Below are 19,030 nucleotides of genomic sequence, written 5' to 3'. Positions count from 1 at the left end.
GGGGTCGGTGGCGACGTCCACCGGGGTCGGGCGTCGCGCGGCGCTCAGCTCCCGTCCTCGCGCGAGAGCAGCGTGTCGATCGCGAGGCGCTTCTGGTCGGCGGAGAGCTCGACCTCGCGCAGGTCGAGCACGGTCGCGCCGGATCGCCGCCCCGCGTCGCCGAGCACGGTCGCCCAGTACTCGGCCTCGCCGCTCGACCCGAACCGCAGGAAGTCGCCGACCTCGGTGCGGTAGGCCTCGACGCAGGGCAGATCCCGGGTGCACAGCTCGGCGGTGGCCTCGACCGGATCGATGGATGCCGACGACGCGAGCAGGCTCGCGACGTCGCGGCTGTCGCGTAGGCCCGGCAGGGCCAGGGCTGCGGCGAGGATCGCGAGGGCGATGACTCCGGCGGCGATCAGCAGGGCTCGGCGCGGTGCACGGGTGCGCGCGGACTGGGATCCGGCCGTCGCGTCGCTCACGGGCCCTCCTTGTCGGTGACGAATGCTCCGATCAGTTCCGCACGCGGGCCGGTCGATCGCAAGGCGGCACGGGAGCTTCTCAGCGGGTCTCACTCCCGCCAGAGCTCGCCCTCCTCGCTCGCGACGACGGCGTCGATCGCGGCGAAGAAGCGCTCGATCGCGGGGGAGTCGGCGCCGCGGCGGCGTGACTCGGCGAAGTCGGCGGAGCTCTGCCACACGATCAGGTCGAGCCATTCGGTCTCGCTCACGCGCGCGAGCTCGGCGCTGACGAAGCCGGGGCGCTCGCGGAAGGCGGCCAGCATCCCGGCGCGGGCATCCTGCAGCTCGGCGGACTTCTCGGCGGCGACAGTGAGGCGGGTGATCTCGATGACGGGCATGGATGCGGCTCCTCGGGGATCGGCGGAATGGTGGTTCACGAGCCGACGGTAGCGGTGACCGGTGACGCGGAGAGGAGCGCGCCCGCCGATGTCGGTGGCCGCTCTTAGCTTGTGAATGTCTCAGGTACTGAGGTGAAGAACATACGGAACGAGGGAGAAGACGATGGCGAATGAGACGACCCTGACGATCGTGGGCAACCTGACCGAGGCGCCCGAGCTGCGGTTCACGCAGGCCGGCGCGGCGGTCGCGAGCTTCACGGTGGCGAGCACCGAGCGACTGCTCGACCGCGACAGCGGGCAGTGGCGTGACGGCGACGCGCTGTTCCTGCGCTGCACCGCCTGGCGCGACCTGGCGCAGAATGCGAGCGCCTCGCTCGAGAAGGGCTCGCGCGTGTTCGTGAGCGGCCGACTCAAGCAGCGCAGCTACCAGGACCGCGAGGGAGTGACCCGCACCGTGATCGAGCTCGAGGTGGATGAGGTGGGCCCGTCGCTGCGCTACGCCACCGCGCGCGTGGAGAAGGCGGGGCGGCGGGAGGCTGCCTCCGCAGGAGCGAGCGCGGGTGCGGGCGCTGTCGGGGCATCGGGGGAGCTCACGCGCGCGGCGCGAGACGGCGGCGTCGCCGACGAGACGCCGTTCTGAGCCGATCCGACCGGTGTCGCGGGTCCATCCCCGTGGCACCGGCGGTCCGACGTGACTCAGTCGGCGAAGCGCTTCACCGCGGTCGGGTGGATGGCGATGCGCACCAGCTCGGAGCGCAGCCACTCGTCGACCACGGCGGCGTGCGCCGCATCCAGCTCCTCGCCCCAGTAGCGGTGGGCGAGCTTCGCGGCGAGCTCGCTCGCTCCCTCGTCGTGCAGCGTCACGTCACCCTCGACGGCGACCCAGTGCTCGGGCTCGCCGATCGGCGTGGCCACCACGGCGGTCGCGCGCGGAACCGCGCGAAGCCGCGCGACGCGGGCCGTCGTCGGCGTCGAGAAGATCTGGATGTCGCCCTCGGGCGTCAGGTCGAACCAGACCGGCCGCGGCGCCGGCAGGCGGTCGGGCTTTGCCACCGTGGCGACGTAGGCGTGCAGCGGGCGGGAGAGCAGGGCGCGATCTGCGTCGGTCAGCATGGCTCCACGGTAGGCGGAGCCGGTGACGGTCACCAGAAGTTGGCGTTGCTGTCGGGCGTGGTGCGGGAGCGGTAGGTGATGCGGCCTTCGCGGCGCAGCCGGCGGACGCGACGGCCGAGCAGCGCGCCCAGCGTCAGCAGCAAGGCGATGGCCGCCAGCGGGATGACGATCGCCAAGGCGAGGGAGATCTCTTCCGCGCTCCAGTCCATGCCGTGATCACAGCACAGTCAGCCCGGCGACGCGAGTGTCGGATCGGCGAGGTCGACGACCAGCGGATGCGCGGCATCCGCCGCCGGATCGAGCCAGACGTCCGCACGGGCGCCTTCGCCGGGCACCTGCGGCTGCAGCAGCGGGCTCGCGCCGCGCGGCGACGTCCAGCGCGCCAGCACCGGGTCACGGCCGAGCACCGCCACGCGCACCGTGAATCCGAGCACGGCGCCGTCGTCGCCGAGGGCCACGTGCCGTTCCTCGACGAAGCCGGGCTGCGCGACGATACGCGGTCGGGCGGTGCGCCACTGGTCCGCTGCCCGTCGCTCGGCGCGGGCGACGTGGCCGGTCGCGACGAACGCCGCCCAGCCGGCGACGACCAGGACGAGCAGGAAGAGGGTGAACAGCAGTGAGAACCAGAGCCCCGGGCCGGGGAAGATCCAGAGCGTCGCGACGCCCGACAGGCCCGCCGCAGTGAAGATCGCGCCGATCACCGCCACGACCGCGCGCGCGCCGCCGCGCAGTCGGGGCGGAGCGGGCAGCTCGGCCGGCGGGATGCTCGCGTCGTCGCGCCGCGTGAGCAGGCGCACGACGTGACCCGGCAGTGGTTCGGCGACGCGGTCGGGCACGGCGTGAGCCTACTCAGCGCGCGCGTCGTTCGAGCGTGACCGGCCTGCGCGGCGGCTCGGCTCAGCCGATCGCGTCCTCCGAGGTCCCGACGCCGGTGCGCGCGTAGCGGCGGGCTCCGGCCTCGACGCCGACGAAGCGGAACGGGCCCGTCGTGACCTCCGGGTTCTGGCGCGCCTCGCTCGTGGTCGTGGTCGCGGCGTGCAGCTCACGGTAGTCGTCGACCGAGATCGGCACGCGCGCATCCAGCAGGCCGGCGACCTGACCGGCGCGACGCAGCGCGCGGTACCCCGGCTTCACGATGCCGGTCAGCAGCTCGCCGACGCTGCCCGAGCCGTAGCTGAACAGGGCGAGACGGCGCCCCTCGAGGTCGTCGTCGAGGTCGAGCAGGGCCGCGAGGGCGAGGAAGACCGAGGCCGTGTACGAGTTGCCGGTGCGCCGGTTGTAGGTGAAGCCGGTAGCCAACTCGGTCTCATCGAACTCGGCGCCGACGTGCTTCGACCAGGCGCGGTGCGCCTTGAGTGCCATCTTCGTGAAGGGCTGGTGGTGCAGCCAGCGGTCGATGTCGGCCGGGGCGATGCCGCCGCGCTCGGCGAGGTCGTCCCACGAGCCGAGCAGCGCATCCACGTAGGCGGTGACCGACAGGCGACCGTCGACGAGGGCGGTCGAGCGGTCGTTCGGGCGCCAGAAGTCGTCGACGTCGGCCGAGAACAGACCGGATGCCGGCTCGATCTCGATCAGGTCGGGATCGGCGGCGACGAGGAACGCGACTGCGCCGGCGCCCTGCGTGGGCTCGGCGGCCGAGTCGAGGTCGTAGCGGGCGACGTCGCTCGCGATCACGAGCACGCGCTCACGAGGGTCGCGGGCGACGATGCCGAGCGCGGCGACGAGCGCGGCGGTGCCGCCATAGCAGGCCTGCTTCAGCTCGACCGCGCGGGCGGTCGAGGGCAGACCCAGCAGCCCGTGCGCGACGACCGCGGCCGACTTCGACTGGTCGACGCCCGACTCCGTCGCGAAGAGCACGGTGCGGATGCCGTCGGTTCCGTGCCGCTCGATCAGCGGCAGCGCGGCGGCGGCGCCCATCGTGACGATGTCCTCGTCGGCGGCGGGCATGCTGAAGGCGTCCTGCCCGAGGCCGACGTGGTACTTCGCCGGGTCGACGCCGTTGCGGGCCGCCAGGTCGTCGAGGTCGAGCACGTGGTGACCCGTCGCGACCGCGAGGTCATGGATGCCGACGCGCACGCCCGCCCCGCCGCTCACGCCTTGCTCCCGCCGCGACGCGCAGCGCCGCGCTCCATGGCGACGTGTGCCGCCATGAGCTCGCCGGGGTTGGTCTGGGCCGCGAGCAGCGAGATCTCGCCGCAGAGCACGCTCGCGGCGATGAGGGCAGCGAGGCGGCGGGCGTTCGCACCCGGTTCGCGCTCCTCGCGGCATCCCAGCCGGTCGAGGGCGGCGTTCACGCCGGGCAGGTGCTTGCCGTTGCCGACCGTGCCGACGATGAGATGCGGCAGCGTGGTCGAGAAGTAGAGGTCGCCGTCGCGGTTCTCGGCGTAGGTGATGCCCTGCGAGCCCTCGACGATGTTCGCCGCATCCTGACCCGTCGCCAGGTAGAAGGCGAGCAGCATGTTCGCGTAGTGCGCGTTGGCCGAGCGCAGCGCGCCCGCGATGGTCGAGCCGACGAGGTTCTTGCCGGTGTTGAGGTCGACGATGCGCTGGGTCGAGCTGCGCAGCGTGCTCTCGACGAGCGCGGCCGGGATGAGCATCTCGGCGACGACGCTGCGTCCGCGCCCGAGGATGCCGTTGACCGCGGTCGCCTTCTTGTCGCTGCAGTAGTTGCCCGAGATCGAGCCGTACTCCAGCTCGGGGTGCCAGGCGAGGACCGTGCTCAGCAGCGCCTCGGAGGCGGCGGTGACCATGTTGTGCCCGGACGCGTCGCCGGTGGTGAAGGCGAAGCGCAGGAACAGCAGGTCGCCCACGATCTCCGGGTGGATCTCGACGAGCTGGGCGAAGCGGCTCTGCGCGGCGACGACCGCGGCGAGTTCGTCGAAGCGCTGCTGCACGTCGATGCTCGCGAGGTGCGCGGCGCCGGCGCCCCGGGCGCGCAGCAGGACCGAGCGCGTCATCCGCTCGCCGACGACCGTGGCGACGATGCCGCCCTCGATCTGGCGCGACAGGCGCGCGCCGCGGCCGACCGACGGCCACAGCGGCGACTCGTAGGTCGCCAGCGGCACCTCGATCTCGCCCTCGACGGCGTTGCCGCTCACACGGATCGGGCCGACCCAGCGGGTCGGGATGGGGGTGACGCGCTCGTCGTACTCGGCGGGGGTGCCGGATTCGGGGGTGGCGCTCGCAGCGTCAGTGGTCATCGACGGATCCTTCCGGGGGATGCACGGAGAGAGTGAGATGGCGGATGTCGTGCGACTCCCACGAGCGCAGCATCCGGGTCAGGTCGGCGTCGGCGGGCGCGAGCACGATGCCGCAGTCGCCGCCGCCGGCGCCGGAGGGCTTGCCGGCCGCGCCCGCGGCCTCGGCCGTGTCGCAGAGCCGGGCGAGCCGGTCGGTCTCGATCAGGGTGCCCGACTGCGCGCCGAGGCGCTGCAGCAGGCGGCGGGCGCGGCGCAGCGCGTCGAGCGTCAGGTCGTCGTCGCCGTCGTCGAGGCCGGTGACGAGGTCGTCGACGCAGCCCCGGCTCTCGAGCAGGAACGCCGGGTAGTCGACCCCCGAGTCGCGTCGGCTGCGTCGCACGCCGCCGACGAGACGCTCGGTCGACGCGGGCGAGCCGGTCCAGCCGACGAGCAGGCGCAGGCCGTGCGGCGGCGCGAGCCGGGCGACGTCGAAGCCCTCCCAGCCGTCGCCGCTCAGCACCTCGCGCAGCGGGCGGTCGTCGAGCTGGGCGCGCAGGGTCGCGCGGTTCGGCGCGCTGTAGCGGATCCAGCCGCCGAAGGTGCTGGCCGCGACATCTCCGCCCGAGGCGTTCGGGCTGACCTGGATCGTGGCGAGCAGCGCGAGCTTGAAGCGCTCGCGGGCGGTGAGGCCGAGCTCGTAAAAGCGGTCGAGGGCGTGCACGGTCGCGACGGTGACGGCGGCGGAGGAGCCGAGGCCGAACTTGCGGCCGCTCGCGTCATCCAGCTCGCTCGCGATGCGCAGGTCGTAGAAGCGGGCCGGGATGCCGAGCTCGCCGCGCAGCTGCTCGACCGTGCCGATCACGGCCATGACGTAGTCGTAGGGGTGGTGCTCGCGGTCGATCGTGAGTCCGGAGTCGCCACGCGTCCAGGTGAGCGGGATGAGGCCGTACTCGGGCGAGTGCACGCTGCCGGCCGCGTGGCCGACGCTCTCGCTGAGGGTGACGGTGAGGTAGCGGTCGACGGCGATGAGCACCGAGGGCTGCCCGGGCTCGACGACGGCGTACTCCCCGGCGATGAAGAGCTTGCCGGGGGCGCGGGTCTCGATCGTGCCGGGCGTCACGCGGTGGCGCTTTCGTCGCTGCCGGCGCCGACGAGGTACGCGCCCGGTCCCGGCAGCGCGATGACCGGCTCGGCGATGCCGGCCTCGGCGGAGAGCGTCGCGGCGACCGCGGCGGCGTCCTCGGGGCGGGTCAGCACGACGACGTTCGGGCCGGCGTCGGCGGTCGAGTACGCCTCGAGGCCGTGCGCGCGCATCCCGGCGACGACGTCGAAGACGCGCGTGGAGGCGGCGGTGAGGTAGCGGATGGGTGGCTCTGAGCCCTGGATCACGGCGTGCATGCGCAGCGCGTTGCTCTCGGTCAGCTCGCCGATGCGCGTGAAGTCGCCCGCCGCGCAGGCCGCGACCATGAGCTCGAGGCTCGCGGCCGTCGAAGGGATCCACGCCGGGAAGAACGGCGAGGTCGCGATCGTGCGGCGCATCGCCTCGCGGCTCGAGATCGGCTTCTCGCCCGCATCCACCGTCGCGATGACCATGGCGAGCGGGGGAGCGGCGACGGTCTCGCTGAATGAGGCGGCGTCGTCGCCGGCGTGCCAGATGGCGACGCCGCCGGGGATGCTGCGCGACGCCGAACCGGACCCGCGGCGGGCGAGACGGCTGAGATCGCGGGTGTCGAGGTCGAGGCCGTAGGCGGCGGCCGCGGCGGTCGCCAGAGCAGCGAAGCCGGAGGCCGAGCTCGCGAGCCCGGCTCCGGTCGGCACGGTGTTCTCGCTCACGACCGCGGCCGGGCGGGTGTCGCCGGCGAACTCGCGCACGAGGTCGAGGAACTTCGTCACGCGGGCCAGCTCGCCCTCGGTCGCCGGGCGGCCGTTGAGCTGCAGGGTGTCGCGGTCGGCGCTCTCGGCGGCGCCGGTGCCGGCTGCCGCATCCTCGCCGACCGCAGCGCCCTCGCCGACCGCAGCGCCCTCGCCGACCGCAGCGCCCTCGCCGACCGTCACCGTCGTGCGCGTCGGGAACACGTCGAGCGTCATCGACAGACTGCCCGTGGCCGGCAGCGACAGGGTCTCGTCGGCCTTGCCCCAGTACTTGATGAGCGCGATGTTGGGATGCGCGATGGCCGTGGCGCTGGTCATCTCTCGTCCTCCGGATCGGGCGTGGTCGTGGGTGCGGCGGGTGACGTGGCGCGTTCGGCTGCGTCGACCGAGGTGTTCGGCGCGGCGCCCTCGGCCGGGGTGGCCGGCAGCCGCACGGTCCAGGTGGATGCCGCTCCCGCGGCCTGCAGGGCCGCCGCCAGCTCCGTCGCGTGCGCGGCGTCCGCGGCGAGGGCCAGCAGGCAGCCGCCGCGTCCGCCGCCCGTCAGTTTCGCACCGAGTGCCCCGGCCGCGCGCGCCGTGTCGGCGAGACGATCGAGCTCGGACGAGCTGACGTCGAGCTGACGCAGCTCAGCGTGCACGGCGTCGAGCGTCGCGCCGAGGCCGATCGCGTCGCCCGAGGCGAGCAGTCCACGGCCGGCGCCGGTAAGCGCGGCGATGCGTCCCACGGGACCCTCGACCGCGTCGGGGTCGGCCGCGTGCCGCGCGCGCACGGCGCCGACGGCCTCGCGCGTGCCGCTGGCGATGCCGGTGTCGGCGATCACGAAGGTCAGCTCGGCGCCGACGGCGGTGGGGCGGCCGACGCCGTGGTCGAACCAGATCGGCGCGGTGCTGATGGTCGTGCGCGCATCCAGCCCGCTCGCGGTGCCGTGGGCGATGCGCTCGCTGGCCTGAACGAGCTCGAAGCGGGTCTCGGGATCGAGCGTCGCGCCGAGCGCGGCGGCGACCGCGTCGACGACGGCGCCCGCGACGGCGGCGCTCGAACCGAGACCGCGGGCGACGGGGATGGCGCTGTCGATGCGGAGGTGCAGCGGCGGGAGCTCCGGGATGGTGGGCTCGGCGGTCTTCGCTGCGGCGCGGGCGGTGCGGGCCGCGCGGGCGGTGCGGACTGCGCGGGCCGACGGCGCCGTGCCGCCGGCAGCGGAGGAGTCGTCGGAGCTCGTCGACAGCGCGACCAGCGTGCTTCGCAGCGCCGCGATCACGGGCTCGAGCCGCTCGGGAGCCTCGGCAAGCGGCCCGGTGAACACGCTCGACTCGACGAGCGGCTGCGCGCCCGGCCCGAGCGGGGTCACTGTTGCGACGACGCCGAGCTCGGCGACCGGCAGGGCGATCGCGGGAGCGCCGTAGAGCACGGTGTGCTCGCCGAGCAGGATCGTCTTGCCGTGCGTGCGGGCCGACGCGGGGGTCAGGACGGGGGCGGGTGTCGTCGGTGCTGCGCCGCTCGCCGCCGTTCCCGAATCGGGAGTCGAACCCGTGGCCGCCGACGCTGCCGCATCCGGAGTCGACCCCGTCGGCGCCGACGCCTCGGATCCCGTCGAGGCGGGCGAGGATGCGGTGTCGGCCGCGCCGGAGTCGGCGCCGCGCAGGTCGGAGATGTCGTGCATGGCGGGTTAGGCCAGCCTAAACCTCCGCGGTTCGCTCACGCCGCGCGGTCATCCCGCGCTCAGGAAGCGTGCGGTCTGACGGGCGCACAGCCGCGCCTGGTTCCGCCGGCGAGGCGCCCGCCTCACTTCGTGTCGCGCGCATCCCAGGCGTACCAGTGATCGTCGGCGCTGAAGACCTTCCAGTTGCCGCACTCGAAGCCGCGCGCCGGAACGTCATCCGGCCACCAGGAGGCATCGCCGTCGGGGTCGCCGCTGAGGTCGGCCGCGTGGCAGTAGTTCGCCGTGATGCCGCCGGGGCTGTCGAAGCGGAACCACGCGCCGGTCGTCTGCAGGTCGTAGCGCAGGCGGATGTCGCTCGCGTCTTCGGGCAGCAGCGCCGGCATCCGGAACGACTCGTCGCTCTTCAACGCCGTCGGCATGTCATGGAAGGCGACGCTCTCGCGGCCGTGCGGCCCGGTGATGTCGATGCCCGAGCAGGCGGCCAGGCCGAGGGAGGCGGCGACGCCGACCGCGAGCAGTCCGCCGGCGGTGAGGATCAGGCGACGCGGGGAGGGGGAGGTGGTCATGCCTCCACTTCAGCCGCCCGCGCGCTCCGCGGCGTCGGCCCCGAGGCGGCTCGGCGTCGCCCAGACGGACGATCCTGCCTCATCCTCGAGGAGGGCACGGCGCATCGCGCGAGGGACCGCCCCGCCCGCATCCCGACCACCGATTCGCCCGTGACGGGTGACTATCTCAAGGAGTTGCTGTAACTCGTGTGGCCGGTGTTGCTCACGCGTCACTCCGGTGACAGCAACTCCTTGAGACGGTTCGGGAACGGGGAGTGGCGGCCGGCAGATCGGGCGGGCCCGACGACCCGGCCGCAGCGACCCGGCCGAACCGGCCCGGCTCAGGGCAGCAGCACGAGCTTCCCGCGCACGTGGCCCGCCTCGCTCTCGCGGTGCGCCTCGGCGGCCTCCGCGAGCGGGTAGGTGCGGGCGATCTCGACGTCGAAGCCGCCCTCGGCGGCCAGCTGGGCCGCGAGCACGACGCCGGCGAGACGCAGCGCGTTCTCCTCCTCGGTGAGCGGGATGGCGCTGCCGCCGCTCCAGGCGCGGATGCCCCAGCCGGGCGCGTCGGCGCCGCGCACGATCGTGGCGATGTGCTCGCGGTCGGCGACGAGGTCGAGCGACACCTCGATCGCCTCGTCGGTGCCCACCGCATCCAGCGCGTGCGTCACGCCCTGTGGAGCGGCCGCGCGCACGCGGTCGGCGAGGCCGTCGCCGTAGGCCACGGGGATCGCGCCGAGCGCCGTCAGCCGCTCGTGGTTGCGCTCGCTCGCGGTCGCGATGACGGTCGCCCCGGCGCGCACGGCGAATTGGATGGCGGCCTGTCCGACCGCACCCGCGCCGCCGTGCAGCAGCAGGGTGTCGCCCTCGGCGACGCCGAGCGAGGCGACGGCCTGGTAGGCGGTGCCGGTCGGGATGCCGAGCGCCGCCGCGTGCGTCCAGTCGAGTTCGGCGGGCTTCGCGAAGGTCTTGGGGCCGGCCTTGGCGACGATCTCGGTCGCGTAGGCGCCGGCCGCGCTGAGCACGATGACCTCGTCGCCGACCGCGTGACCGTCGACACCCGCGCCGACGGCGGTGACGACGCCGGCCGCGTCGCTGCCGATGCGGCGGGCGCTGCCGTCGGTCGGGGCCGGGCGCATGCCCGAGCGCAGCTTCCAGTCGATCGGGTTCACCCCGGCGGCGCGCACCGCGACCACGATCTGACCCTCGCCGGGCGTCGCATCCTCGATCTCGACGTACTCGAGAACCTCGGGTCCGCCGTTCGTGCGGTAGACGATCGCGTGGGCCATGTTCGCTCCTTCATCGAGGCGGTGCGGGTCGGCTCCACTCTCTCGCACCCGCTCGCGGCGGCGCAGGGCGGATCGGCGCGCAGGACGCGCTACGCGACATCCGTGCGTCGGCGCCCGTCGGTCGGGATGAGGCCGACCGCGGCGACGCGCGGTCTCGGCTCAGCGCGCCGCGATCGGCAGCGGCTCGCCATCGGTCGACGCGATCACGACGATCGTGGCGCCGTCGACGCTGCGCAGCTCGGCGTGCTCGCCGGCATCCCACAGGATCGCTCCGCCGGCGGCGACCTCAGTGCCCTCCGGCCCGGCGATGACATCGCCGGCCACGACGATCGACAGGCGCTCGCCCGGCTCGACCGCGCCCGACCAGCTGCCGCCGGCCTCCAGGCGCACGAGGCGGGTGCGGGTGCCGGTCTCGGCGAGACGGCCCTCCTGCACCCCCTGGGCTCCCGGATGGATGCTGTCGCGCTCGAGCAGGTCGTGAAGGCGGATGAGTCGCACCCGACGATGCTAGCCGCGGTCGCGAGCGCTCAGAAGATACTTCGAAGACACCGCTCTGGGGTGAGAGCTCAAAAAATGTCGGGCGACGGCGTCGACGCCCAGCGGATCGCGACGTCGGCGTGACGGTCGAAGCGGTAGCCCGATCCGCGCACGGTGCGCACGATGTCCTCGAAGGCGCCGAGCTTCGAGCGCAGGCGACGCACGTGCACGTCGATCGTGCGCTCGTTCGGCACATCCTCGTCCGAGCCCTCCGACCAGAGGCTGGTCAGGATCTCGGCGCGCTCGACCGTGCGGCCCTCGCGCAGCACGAGGAACTGCAGCAGCTCGAACTCCTTGTAGGTGAGCGGGGCGGTCTCGCCGTCGAGCACGACGCGCTTGCGCGAGATGTCGATCACGACGCCGCTGCGCGGCTCGGGCGCGGCCTCCGGCTCGGGGCGCACCTTCTGCTGGGCCGACGGGTCCTGCAAGGCGCGACGCACCACATCCACGTCGCGTCCGCCGGCGCCGGCCGGGGCGAGGGCGACGGCCGCATAGGCCTCGGCCTCGGGGGCGATCTCGCCCAGCAGACCCTTGATGGCGCGAACGACGGCGCCGAGGTCGGTGCCGGCGGCGAGGGCCTTGGCCTCGTCGAGGCCGATGTAGAGCGCGAAGCCGCGGGCCTCGGTGCCCTCGGGAACGGCGCGGACGCGCGACGGGGCGCTGACGGTCGGCTCGGCGACCGGGCGGGGCACGGCGCGGAGGCGGGGAGCGGCGGAGGTGGTGCGGAAGTCGTCGAGAGCGGCGATGGACATGGTGTCGAATCCTTCGGATGCCTGGGGCCCCGTCGGGGTGTCGATGTCAGACATGGGCCTCAGTGAGTGTGCGGTGCGAGTGTGGGGAACGGGTTCGCTCGGAGAGCGGAGAACCCGGGGGTCCCGGTGCCGGCTGTCTCGCTGCTGAGGCGGACGCTCGGGGGCGCTGCGCTCGGAAGCAGGGAGACGGTCATCGGCGGGACCCGGCGAGGAGGTCGCTGGTCAGGCACACATTCGACAGCACATGACCGCACGCACCGGCATCATCATGCCGGCATCCCCCGAGGCCTCGCGGGAGGTCAGGGTGTGCACGTTCGCGGTCATGAACGCAAGTTTCATGCACTCACGCAACATTCGTCAACACCCGACGTTATGAGAGAGCGTCGGAGGCGTCACAGAGCGTCACACACGGTCGCCGGAGGTGTCGCCGACGGCTCAGCGGTAGCGCATCTCCCGCACGAAGATCCAGATCAGCCAGAGGCCGCCGGTGAGGAGCGTGGCGGCGCAGTCGAGCAGGAACTTCAGGAGGTTGTAGCGCGGGGCGCTGGTGCGGCGGGCCATCGGCTCAGACGACGCCGTACAGGCGGTCGCCCGCGTCGCCGAGGCCGGGGATGATGAACCCGTTCTCGTCGAGGTGCGAGTCGACGGCGCCGAGCACGACCGTCACATCGCGGCCCGCGGTGGCCTCTTCGACGGCCTTGAGGCCCTCGGGGGCGGCGAGCAGGCAGACGGCGGTGACATCCTTCGCGCCGCGCGCCAGCAGGTAGTCGATCGCGGCGATGAGCGATCCGCCGGTGGCGAGCATCGGGTCGAGCACGAAGCACTGACGGTCGCTGAGGTCGTCCGGCAGGCGCTCGGCGTAGATGTCGGGCTGCAGGGTCTCTTCGTTGCGCACCATGCCGAGGAAGCCGACCTCGGCGGTGGGCAGCAGCTTGACCATGCCCTCGAGCATGCCGAGACCGGCGCGCAGGATCGGCACGACGAGCGGACGCGGCGTCGCGATCGCGAGGCCGGTGGTCTCGGCGACCGGGGTGGTCACGGGCACCTCGACGACGTGGACGTCGCGGGTCGCCTCGTAGGCGAGCAGCGTCACGAGCTCTTCGGCCAGCGCGCGGAAGGTCGGCGAGGGCGTCTCCCGGTCCCGCAGCACGGTGAGCTTGTGGGTGATCAGAGGGTGGTCGGCGACGTGCACTCGCATAGGCTCAGGCTACCCGCCGCCGGAGACCTCCGGCACCGGCGACGACACGCTGCCGCGGTTGCCCGCCGCCCGCCGACCGCCGGTCGGTGCGAGACGCGGGCGAGGAGCGCGCGTGGATCCATCCCTCACCGTCTGGGAGCCGTGGATGCGCCGCGCCCTCGACGAGGCGGCTGCGGCCGAGCGGCACGGCGACGTGCCGGTGGGCGCGGTGCTGCTCGACGGCGCCGGGGAGCTGCTCGCGACGGGACGCAACGAGCGCGAGCTCACGAACGATCCGACCGCGCACGCCGAGGTGGTCGCGATCCGGACGGCCGCCGCGCTGCGCGAGGACTGGCACCTCGAGGACGCGACGCTCGTCGTCACCCTCGAGCCGTGCGTGCTGTGCGCGGGCGCGATCGTCGCGGCGCGCATCCCCCGGGTCGTTTTCGGAGCCTGGGATGCGAAGGCCGGCGCGGCCGGCAGCGTGCACGAGCTGCTGCGCGATCGGCGTCAGAACCACCGGGTCGAGGTGCTGCCCGGTGTGCTCGAGCGGGAGTGCGGCGACGTGCTCGAGCGGTTCTTCAGCGCGAAACGCTGAGCGACGAGGCTCAGCCGGTCTGACCGCGCGAGCAGGTCTGCTGCGCTGCCGACTGACCGGTGACGCTCGTCGGCAGGGCGACGGGGGCGTTCGGGTCGCTCGAGACCTCATCGGCCGGCGAGCCCGAGGCCGCGCCCGACGGGGCGCCGGAGGCGGGGGCGCTCGCGGCGTCGGAGGGAGCACCGCTCGCGGCACCGGTGTCGACGGCCGCGCCGCCGAGCTTGCCTGCGGTGACCGCCTGGTCGGCGCCGATCGCATCCGTCAGGATCTTCGCGTCGCGCTTGTTGCCGATCGTCACGCTGATGCCGTTGATGTAGGTCGGCGTCGACGGGTACTGCACGAAGGTGATGCGGTCGGCCGGGATGTCCTTGAGGGCGACCGCGATCGAGATCATGGTCTCGCTGTTGGCGAGCTCGGTGCTGAGCTGCATGTTGTCGGCGGCGGCCGTGGCGAGGTTGTAGAGCGTCGCCGGGTTGGTGAGGGTGTCGGCGCTCTTGATCTTGCGGATCAGCGCCGACATGAACACCTGCTGGTTGCCGATGCGCATCAGGTCGCTGCCGTCGGGCAGGCCGTGACGGGTGCGCAGGAACGCGAGCGCCTGCGAGCCCTGGATGGTGCTCTCGCCGGCCGGCAGGTCGAGGCCCGACTTCGGGTCGTCGATCTTGGTGGCGAGGCAGACCTGCACGCCGCCGACCGCATCCGACATGGCGACGACGCCGTCGAACTCGATCTTCGCGGCGTAGTCGACCGGCAGCCCCGTGAGCCCGGTGACGGCGGCGGCGACGCAGCCGAGGCCGCCGCGGGAGAGCGCCTCGTTGAACTTGACCTGACTGACCGCCGGGGCCTTGGAGCCGTTCTCGCGGGTGCAGGCGGCCTGCGGTCCGTAGAGGTCGCGCGGGATGCTCAGCGCGGTGACCGAGTGCGACACCGGCGAGATGTGCACGAGGATCGTGACGTCGTTGAGGTTCTCGCCGCGATCGCCGTAGGTGCTGTTGCCGCCGCCGGAGTCGCTGCCGACGAGCAGCAGGTTCACGGCGCCCTTGATCGCGCCGACCTTCGGCGGCTTCTGCCCCTCCTGGGTGATGCTGACGGCATTCTTCTGGATCGTGTTGCTGACCCGGTAGAACGCGAAGGCGGCGACGCTGCCGGCGCTGATCACGCCGACCGCGAGGGTCAGCGCGAGCAGGCTCGCGATCGTGCGGGCCGCTCCGCGACGCCGCTGCCGGCCATGCCGGGCGAGAGGGGTCGGGGGCGCGATCTCGTCGTCTCGTCTGCCGGCCACGGGGGAGACCGTAACAACGCGCATCCGGATGAGCCCTGGGAACGCGCCGGTTTCCGGGGTCGCGCCCCGCGCACTGGGGGCGCGGGCTCGCGCTCGGCCCCGCATCGCCGCGGGTGCGCGGCGGGCGCCGTCAGTCGGCCGACTTGATGATGATGCGGTCGGTCGAGGGCGCATCCGCCGCCGACGGGATGTAGATGTCGGGCTCGATGTAGATCACGCGCGCGTGCGGCACGGCCTCGCGGATGTCGGACTCGATCGTGTTGATCGCCGAGGCGATCTCGGGCAGTCGCGTCGCCCGCGGCAGCGCGACCTTCGCCGCGACGAGCAGCTCGTCGGGCCCGAGGTAGAGCGTCTTCATGTGGATGAGCGCCTCGACCTGGCGGTGCGCGTTGAACGCGTCGCGGATGCGCGTCACATCCTCGGGGCTCGCCCCCTCGCCGATGAGCAGGCTCTTCGTCTCGATGCCGAGGATGATCGCCACGACCACCAGCAGCAGGCCGATCAGCAGGGTGCCGATCGCATCGAAGACGCCGTTGCCGGTGAGCGCGGTGAGTCCGACACCGAGGCCGGCGAAGACGAGGCCGGTGAGAGCCGCCGTGTCTTCGAGCAGCACGACCGGGAGCTCGGGAGCCTTCGCCCGGCGCACGAACTGCACCCAGCTGCCGTCGCCCTTGAACGGGCGCGACTCGACGATCGCGGTGCGCAGCGAGAAGCCCTCGAGCACGATCGCGATGCCGAGCACGAGCAGGGGCAGCCACGCGTTCTCGAGCGGGTGCGGGTGCTGCAGCTTCTCGATGCCCTCGTAGATCGAGAACACCCCGCCGATGGTGAACAGGATGATCGAGACGACGAAGGCGTACAGGTAGCGGGCGCGCCCGTAGCCGAAGGGGTGCTCGGCATCCGCCTTCTTCTTCGCGCGGCGGCCGCCGACCAGCAGCAGCACCTGGTTGGCGGTGTCGGCGAGGGAGTGCACGCTCTCGGCGAGCATCGAGCTCGAGCCCGAGAAGAGGAAGGCGACGAACTTGGTGATCGCGATCCCGAGGTTCGCCCCCATCGCCGCCAGGATCGCCTTGTTGCCACCGCTCGCACTCACGCCGCGCACCTCGTCTCGTCGGGGACAGTGCCCCAAACCTACACTTGCGAGGGTGACTGACCTGCCTGCCATCGCCATCCTCGGAGCCGGATCGATGGGAGGGGCGATCCTCAGCGGATTGCGCTCTCCTGACGTGCATGTCGACGGCGGCATCCGCGTCACGAACCGCACCGTCGCCAAGGCGGATGCGCTCGCCGGCGAGGGCGTCATGTCGTATGCGCTCGAGCGCGACGCCGACGGCAGCGCCCGCGCGCTGGACGGCGCGAAGATCGTGCTGATCGGCGTGAAGCCCTACATGGTGGCCGACCTGCTCGACGACATCCGCCCGCACCTCGAGCCCGACGCGATCGTCGTCAGCCTCGCCGCGGGCGTCACCGCGGCGTCGATGGAGGAGCGCATCCCCAACGTGGTCGTGCGCTCGATGCCGAACACCCCGTCGACCGTCGGCCTCGGCGTGACCGGCGTCGCCGGCGGCTCGCGCGCCTCCGACGACGACGTCGCGCTGGTCGCCCGCCTGTTCGAGACGGTCGGCTCGGTGGTCGTCGTCGACGAGGACCAGATCGCGGCCCTCTCGACGATCTCGGGATCGGGCCCCGCCTTCGTGTTCCTCTTCATCGAGAAGTACATCGAGGTCGCCCAGCGCCTCGGCTTCAGCGCCGAGCAGGCGACCACCATGGTCGAGGGCACCTTCCGCGGCGCGAGCGAGCTGCTCGCCGTCGCGCCGGACGACGTGGATGCGGCCGAGCTGCGCCGCCGGGTCACGAGCCCGAAGGGCACGACCGAGAAGGCCGTCGAGGTGCTCGAGACGGGCGACCTGGCCGACCTGTTCTTCCGCGCCTCCCAGGCCGCGATCCAGCGCACGCAGGAGATCGCCGAGGGCCGCTGACCCGCGCGGGCCTGGCCCGATCCGGTCAGGATGCGACGCTGGTCAGGTCGCCTGGGCGAAGCGCTCGATGTCCTTCGAGTTGCCGCTGGCGATGATCAGGTCGTGGTTCGAGATGACCGTGTCGGCGGTCGCGTAGGTGAAGTCCTTGCCCGGGCTCTTCACGCCGACGACCGTCACGCCGAACTTGCGGCGCACCTGCGAGTCGGCGAGCGTCATGCCGCGGATCGGCTTCGGCGGGTACATCTTCACGACCGCGAAGTCGTCGTCGAACTCGATGAAGTCGATCATGCGCCCGTTGACCAGGTGCGCGACGCGCTCGCCGGCCTCGGCCTCCGGGTAGATCACGTGGTTCGCGCCGATGCGCGACAGGATCTTGCCGTGCGACTGGCTGATCGCCTTCGCCCAGATCTGCGGGATCTTGAGGTCGACCAGGTTCGCCGTGATGAGCACGCTCGCCTCGATCGACGAGCCGACCGCGACGACCGCGATCGAGAACTCCTGCGCGCCGATCTGCCGCAGCGCGTCGATCGAGCGGGCGTCGGCCTGCACCGCGTGGGTGACGCGCTCCGACCACTTCTGCACGAGCGTCGCATCCTCGTCGACGACGAGCACGTCGCGGTCGAGGCGCGAGAGCTGACCGGCGGTCGCGGCGCCGAAGCGGCCGAGCCCGATCACCAGCACGGGGGCATCCGCTGCGATCTTGTCAACCAACGATGGGCCTCTCTTCCGGTCGCTTGTAGAGGCGTCGCCGGGTCGACGACGCGAGCGCGGCGGCCAGCGTGACCGTGCCGATGCGCCCGAAGAACATGGTGCCCGCCAGGATCCACTGTGCCGGTTCCGAGGCGGATTGCGTGAAGCCCGACGACAGCCCGCAGGTGGCGAAGGCGCTGATGGCGTCGAACAGGATGTAGTCGAGCCGTTCATCCGGCGTGATCCAGAGCAGCAGCACGGTCGACACCGCGACTGTCGTCGCGCCCCACAGCACGACGCTGACGGCGAGTCGCAGCACGTCCGGCGGGATGCGGCGCTCGAAGGCCTCCATGTCGTCCACGCCCTTGGCCTCGGCGAAGGCGGCGAGGAAGAGGATCGCGAGCGTCGTCACCTTGATGCCGCCGGCGGTCGAGGCCGAGCCGCCGCCGACGAACATCAGCATGTCGACGACCATGAGGCTCGAGCCGTCGAACTGGTGCATGTCGAGGGTCGCGAAGCCGCCCGATCTCGCCATCGAGGAGATGAAGAAGCTCTGCAGGATGCGCTGGCCCGGGTCCATCCCCTTCATCGACGACGGGTTGTCGTATTCGAGGAAGAAGAACAGGATCGCGCCGCCGATGAGCAGCACGAGCGAGGTGACGATCGTCAGCTTCACGTGCAGCGACCAGCGCTTCGGGCGCCGGATGTTGCGGGCGAGCACGTAGATCACCGGGAAGCCGATCGCCCCCAGGAAGACGCCGATCATCAGCACCGTGAGGAACCACGGATCGGTCTCGTAGGGCGTGAGCCCCTCGGCGGTCGGCACGAAGCCGGTGTTCGTGAACGCCATCGCGGAGTAGTAGATCGACTGCCAGGCGGCGCTGAGCGGATCGACCCCCTGGATGAGCATGCGCGGGAACAGCAGCGCGGCCACGCCCAGCTCGATCACCAGCACGCTCGTCGCGACCGTGCGCAGCAGCTGGCCGGTCTCGCCGAGGCGCACCGCCTGACCCTCGGAGATCGGTCCCTTGCGCATGCGCAGCGGGTTCGCGTCCCCGGCCGCGAGCAGCCGCGTGCGCAGGCCGAGCTTGCGGCTGATCACCAGGCCGAGGATCGACGCGAGCGTCAGCACGCCGATGCCGCCGATCTCGACGCCGACGAAGATCACCGCGTGGCCGAAGCCCGACCAGTAGGTGGCCATGTCGACGGTCGCGAGCCCCGTCACGCAGATCACCGAGACCGCGGTGAACACCGCGTCGATGAGCGGCGGGGTCTCGCCCGAGGTCGTCGAGATCGGCAGCAGGAAGAGCCCGGTGAAGATCAGCACGAGGATGCCGAACACGGTGATCGCGAACCGCGCCGGCGTCGACGCCGCGAAGTCCTCGACGCCTTCCCGCAGACGGACCAGCAGGGGGTCGCGCTGCACGGGCTTCGCGCGCATCCGGACTCCCTGTTCTCGCACCGACCGGGCGTCTCCCGGCGACGCGGGCCATGGTATCCCCGAGGGATGCCCGACTA

At 72.5% G+C, this 19,030-nt stretch carries 23 protein-coding genes; 3 read left to right on the top strand and 20 right to left on the bottom strand.

Features of this window, described 5'->3' with window-relative positions; all coding sequences use genetic code 11:
• Positions 1–44 precede the first annotated feature (44 nt).
• Together BJ979_RS01170 and BJ979_RS01165 are read right to left on the bottom strand one after the other, a co-directional pair.
• A complete protein-coding gene (locus tag BJ979_RS01170; protein ID WP_179564396.1) occupies positions 45–461 on the bottom strand; it encodes a hypothetical protein in 417 nt (138 codons plus the stop codon).
• Positions 462–550: 89 nt separating this feature from the next.
• Positions 551–838, bottom strand: a complete 288-nt coding sequence (locus BJ979_RS01165) for an antibiotic biosynthesis monooxygenase family protein (RefSeq protein WP_179564394.1) — start codon at positions 836–838, stop codon at positions 551–553.
• Between the two features lie 163 nt (positions 839–1,001).
• Between BJ979_RS01165 and BJ979_RS01160 the strand changes: the two genes are divergently transcribed.
• Positions 1,002–1,478, top strand: coding sequence for a single-stranded DNA-binding protein (locus tag BJ979_RS01160; protein WP_179564392.1), 477 nt, complete (start codon positions 1,002–1,004; stop codon positions 1,476–1,478).
• Between the two features lie 56 nt (positions 1,479–1,534).
• On the opposite strand, the gene BJ979_RS01155 is transcribed toward BJ979_RS01160, so the two are convergent.
• The 14 genes from BJ979_RS01155 to upp form a co-directional block, all read right to left on the bottom strand.
• A complete protein-coding gene (locus tag BJ979_RS01155; protein ID WP_179564390.1) occupies positions 1,535–1,951 on the bottom strand; it encodes a pyridoxamine 5'-phosphate oxidase family protein in 417 nt (138 codons plus the stop codon).
• 29 nt (positions 1,952–1,980) lie between these two features.
• Positions 1,981–2,160, bottom strand: coding sequence for a hypothetical protein (locus BJ979_RS01150; RefSeq protein ID WP_179564388.1), 180 nt, complete (start codon positions 2,158–2,160; stop codon positions 1,981–1,983).
• An 18-nt stretch (positions 2,161–2,178) separates the two neighbouring features.
• Complete coding sequence (locus BJ979_RS01145; protein ID WP_179564386.1) at positions 2,179–2,787, bottom strand: hypothetical protein; 609 nt, start codon at positions 2,785–2,787, stop codon at positions 2,179–2,181.
• A 61-nt stretch (positions 2,788–2,848) separates the two neighbouring features.
• Positions 2,849–4,045 carry a hydroxymethylglutaryl-CoA synthase gene (locus BJ979_RS01140; protein WP_343046543.1) on the bottom strand — a complete coding sequence of 399 codons (1,197 nt, stop codon included), beginning with the start codon at positions 4,043–4,045 and terminating at the stop codon, positions 2,849–2,851.
• Positions 4,042–5,151 carry a hydroxymethylglutaryl-CoA reductase gene (locus BJ979_RS01135; RefSeq protein ID WP_179564384.1) on the bottom strand — a complete coding sequence of 370 codons (1,110 nt, stop codon included), beginning with the start codon at positions 5,149–5,151 and terminating at the stop codon, positions 4,042–4,044. Before BJ979_RS01135 ends, BJ979_RS01140 begins: the two co-directional genes overlap by 4 nt.
• Positions 5,141–6,250: a phosphomevalonate kinase gene (locus tag BJ979_RS01130; RefSeq protein WP_343046542.1), complete on the bottom strand. Its 1,110-nt coding sequence runs from the start codon at positions 6,248–6,250 to the stop codon at positions 5,141–5,143. The genes BJ979_RS01135 and BJ979_RS01130 overlap by 11 nt, the downstream gene beginning before the upstream one ends.
• The gene (gene mvaD / locus BJ979_RS01125; RefSeq protein ID WP_179564382.1) at positions 6,247–7,320 is read right to left on the bottom strand and encodes a diphosphomevalonate decarboxylase; all 1,074 of its coding nucleotides are present in this window, start codon (positions 7,318–7,320) and stop codon (positions 6,247–6,249) included. The genes BJ979_RS01130 and mvaD overlap by 4 nt, the downstream gene beginning before the upstream one ends.
• The gene (gene mvk, locus BJ979_RS01120; RefSeq protein ID WP_179564380.1) at positions 7,317–8,663 is read right to left on the bottom strand and encodes a mevalonate kinase; all 1,347 of its coding nucleotides are present in this window, start codon (positions 8,661–8,663) and stop codon (positions 7,317–7,319) included. Before mvk ends, mvaD begins: the two co-directional genes overlap by 4 nt.
• Positions 8,664–8,785: 122 nt before the next feature.
• Positions 8,786–9,229 carry a hypothetical protein gene (locus BJ979_RS01115; RefSeq protein ID WP_179564378.1) on the bottom strand — a complete coding sequence of 148 codons (444 nt, stop codon included), beginning with the start codon at positions 9,227–9,229 and terminating at the stop codon, positions 8,786–8,788.
• Positions 9,230–9,549: 320 nt separating this feature from the next.
• The gene (locus BJ979_RS01110; RefSeq protein ID WP_179564376.1) at positions 9,550–10,497 is read right to left on the bottom strand and encodes a quinone oxidoreductase family protein; all 948 of its coding nucleotides are present in this window, start codon (positions 10,495–10,497) and stop codon (positions 9,550–9,552) included.
• Positions 10,498–10,656: 159 nt separating this feature from the next.
• Positions 10,657–10,995 (bottom strand): hypothetical protein, encoded by a 339-nt coding sequence (locus tag BJ979_RS01105; protein ID WP_179564374.1) that lies wholly within the window; start codon positions 10,993–10,995, stop codon positions 10,657–10,659.
• Between the two features lie 68 nt (positions 10,996–11,063).
• A complete protein-coding gene (locus BJ979_RS01100) occupies positions 11,064–11,786 on the bottom strand; it encodes a winged helix-turn-helix domain-containing protein (protein WP_179564372.1) in 723 nt (240 codons plus the stop codon).
• A 435-nt stretch (positions 11,787–12,221) separates the two neighbouring features.
• Positions 12,222–12,347: a hypothetical protein gene (locus tag BJ979_RS17840; protein WP_281360904.1), complete on the bottom strand. Its 126-nt coding sequence runs from the start codon at positions 12,345–12,347 to the stop codon at positions 12,222–12,224.
• Positions 12,348–12,351: 4 nt separating this feature from the next.
• The gene (gene upp, locus BJ979_RS01095) at positions 12,352–12,984 is read right to left on the bottom strand and encodes a uracil phosphoribosyltransferase (RefSeq protein ID WP_179564370.1); all 633 of its coding nucleotides are present in this window, start codon (positions 12,982–12,984) and stop codon (positions 12,352–12,354) included.
• A gap of 145 nt (positions 12,985–13,129) precedes the next feature.
• Here upp and BJ979_RS01090 point away from each other — a divergent pair, with 145 nt between their 5' ends.
• Entirely contained in the window at positions 13,130–13,561 is a 432-nt protein-coding gene (locus BJ979_RS01090; protein ID WP_179569880.1) for a nucleoside deaminase, read from the top strand.
• Between the two features lie 10 nt (positions 13,562–13,571).
• Here BJ979_RS01090 and BJ979_RS01085 read toward each other — a convergent pair whose 3' ends face one another.
• The gene (locus BJ979_RS01085; RefSeq protein WP_179564368.1) at positions 13,572–14,843 is read right to left on the bottom strand and encodes an LCP family glycopolymer transferase; all 1,272 of its coding nucleotides are present in this window, start codon (positions 14,841–14,843) and stop codon (positions 13,572–13,574) included.
• A 130-nt stretch (positions 14,844–14,973) separates the two neighbouring features.
• Positions 14,974–15,936, bottom strand: a complete 963-nt coding sequence (locus tag BJ979_RS01080) for a cation diffusion facilitator family transporter (protein ID WP_179564366.1) — start codon at positions 15,934–15,936, stop codon at positions 14,974–14,976.
• Between the two features lie 52 nt (positions 15,937–15,988).
• Between BJ979_RS01080 and proC the strand changes: the two genes are divergently transcribed.
• Complete coding sequence (gene proC / locus BJ979_RS01075) at positions 15,989–16,822, top strand: pyrroline-5-carboxylate reductase (RefSeq protein WP_343046541.1); 834 nt, start codon at positions 15,989–15,991, stop codon at positions 16,820–16,822.
• A gap of 42 nt (positions 16,823–16,864) precedes the next feature.
• On the opposite strand, the gene BJ979_RS01070 is transcribed toward proC, so the two are convergent.
• Both BJ979_RS01070 and BJ979_RS01065 read right to left on the bottom strand, forming a co-directional pair.
• Positions 16,865–17,533 carry a potassium channel family protein gene (locus BJ979_RS01070; protein ID WP_179564364.1) on the bottom strand — a complete coding sequence of 223 codons (669 nt, stop codon included), beginning with the start codon at positions 17,531–17,533 and terminating at the stop codon, positions 16,865–16,867.
• The gene (locus BJ979_RS01065; RefSeq protein WP_179564362.1) at positions 17,526–18,953 is read right to left on the bottom strand and encodes a TrkH family potassium uptake protein; all 1,428 of its coding nucleotides are present in this window, start codon (positions 18,951–18,953) and stop codon (positions 17,526–17,528) included. Before BJ979_RS01065 ends, BJ979_RS01070 begins: the two co-directional genes overlap by 8 nt.
• Positions 18,954–19,030: the final 77 nt, after the last annotated feature.

The organism is Schumannella luteola, assembly GCF_013408685.1.
Classification (GTDB): Bacteria; Actinomycetota; Actinomycetes; order Actinomycetales; family Microbacteriaceae; genus Schumannella; species Schumannella luteola.
Note: the sequence above shows the minus strand (reverse complement) of the source record. Positions and strands in the feature narration are given on the sequence as shown.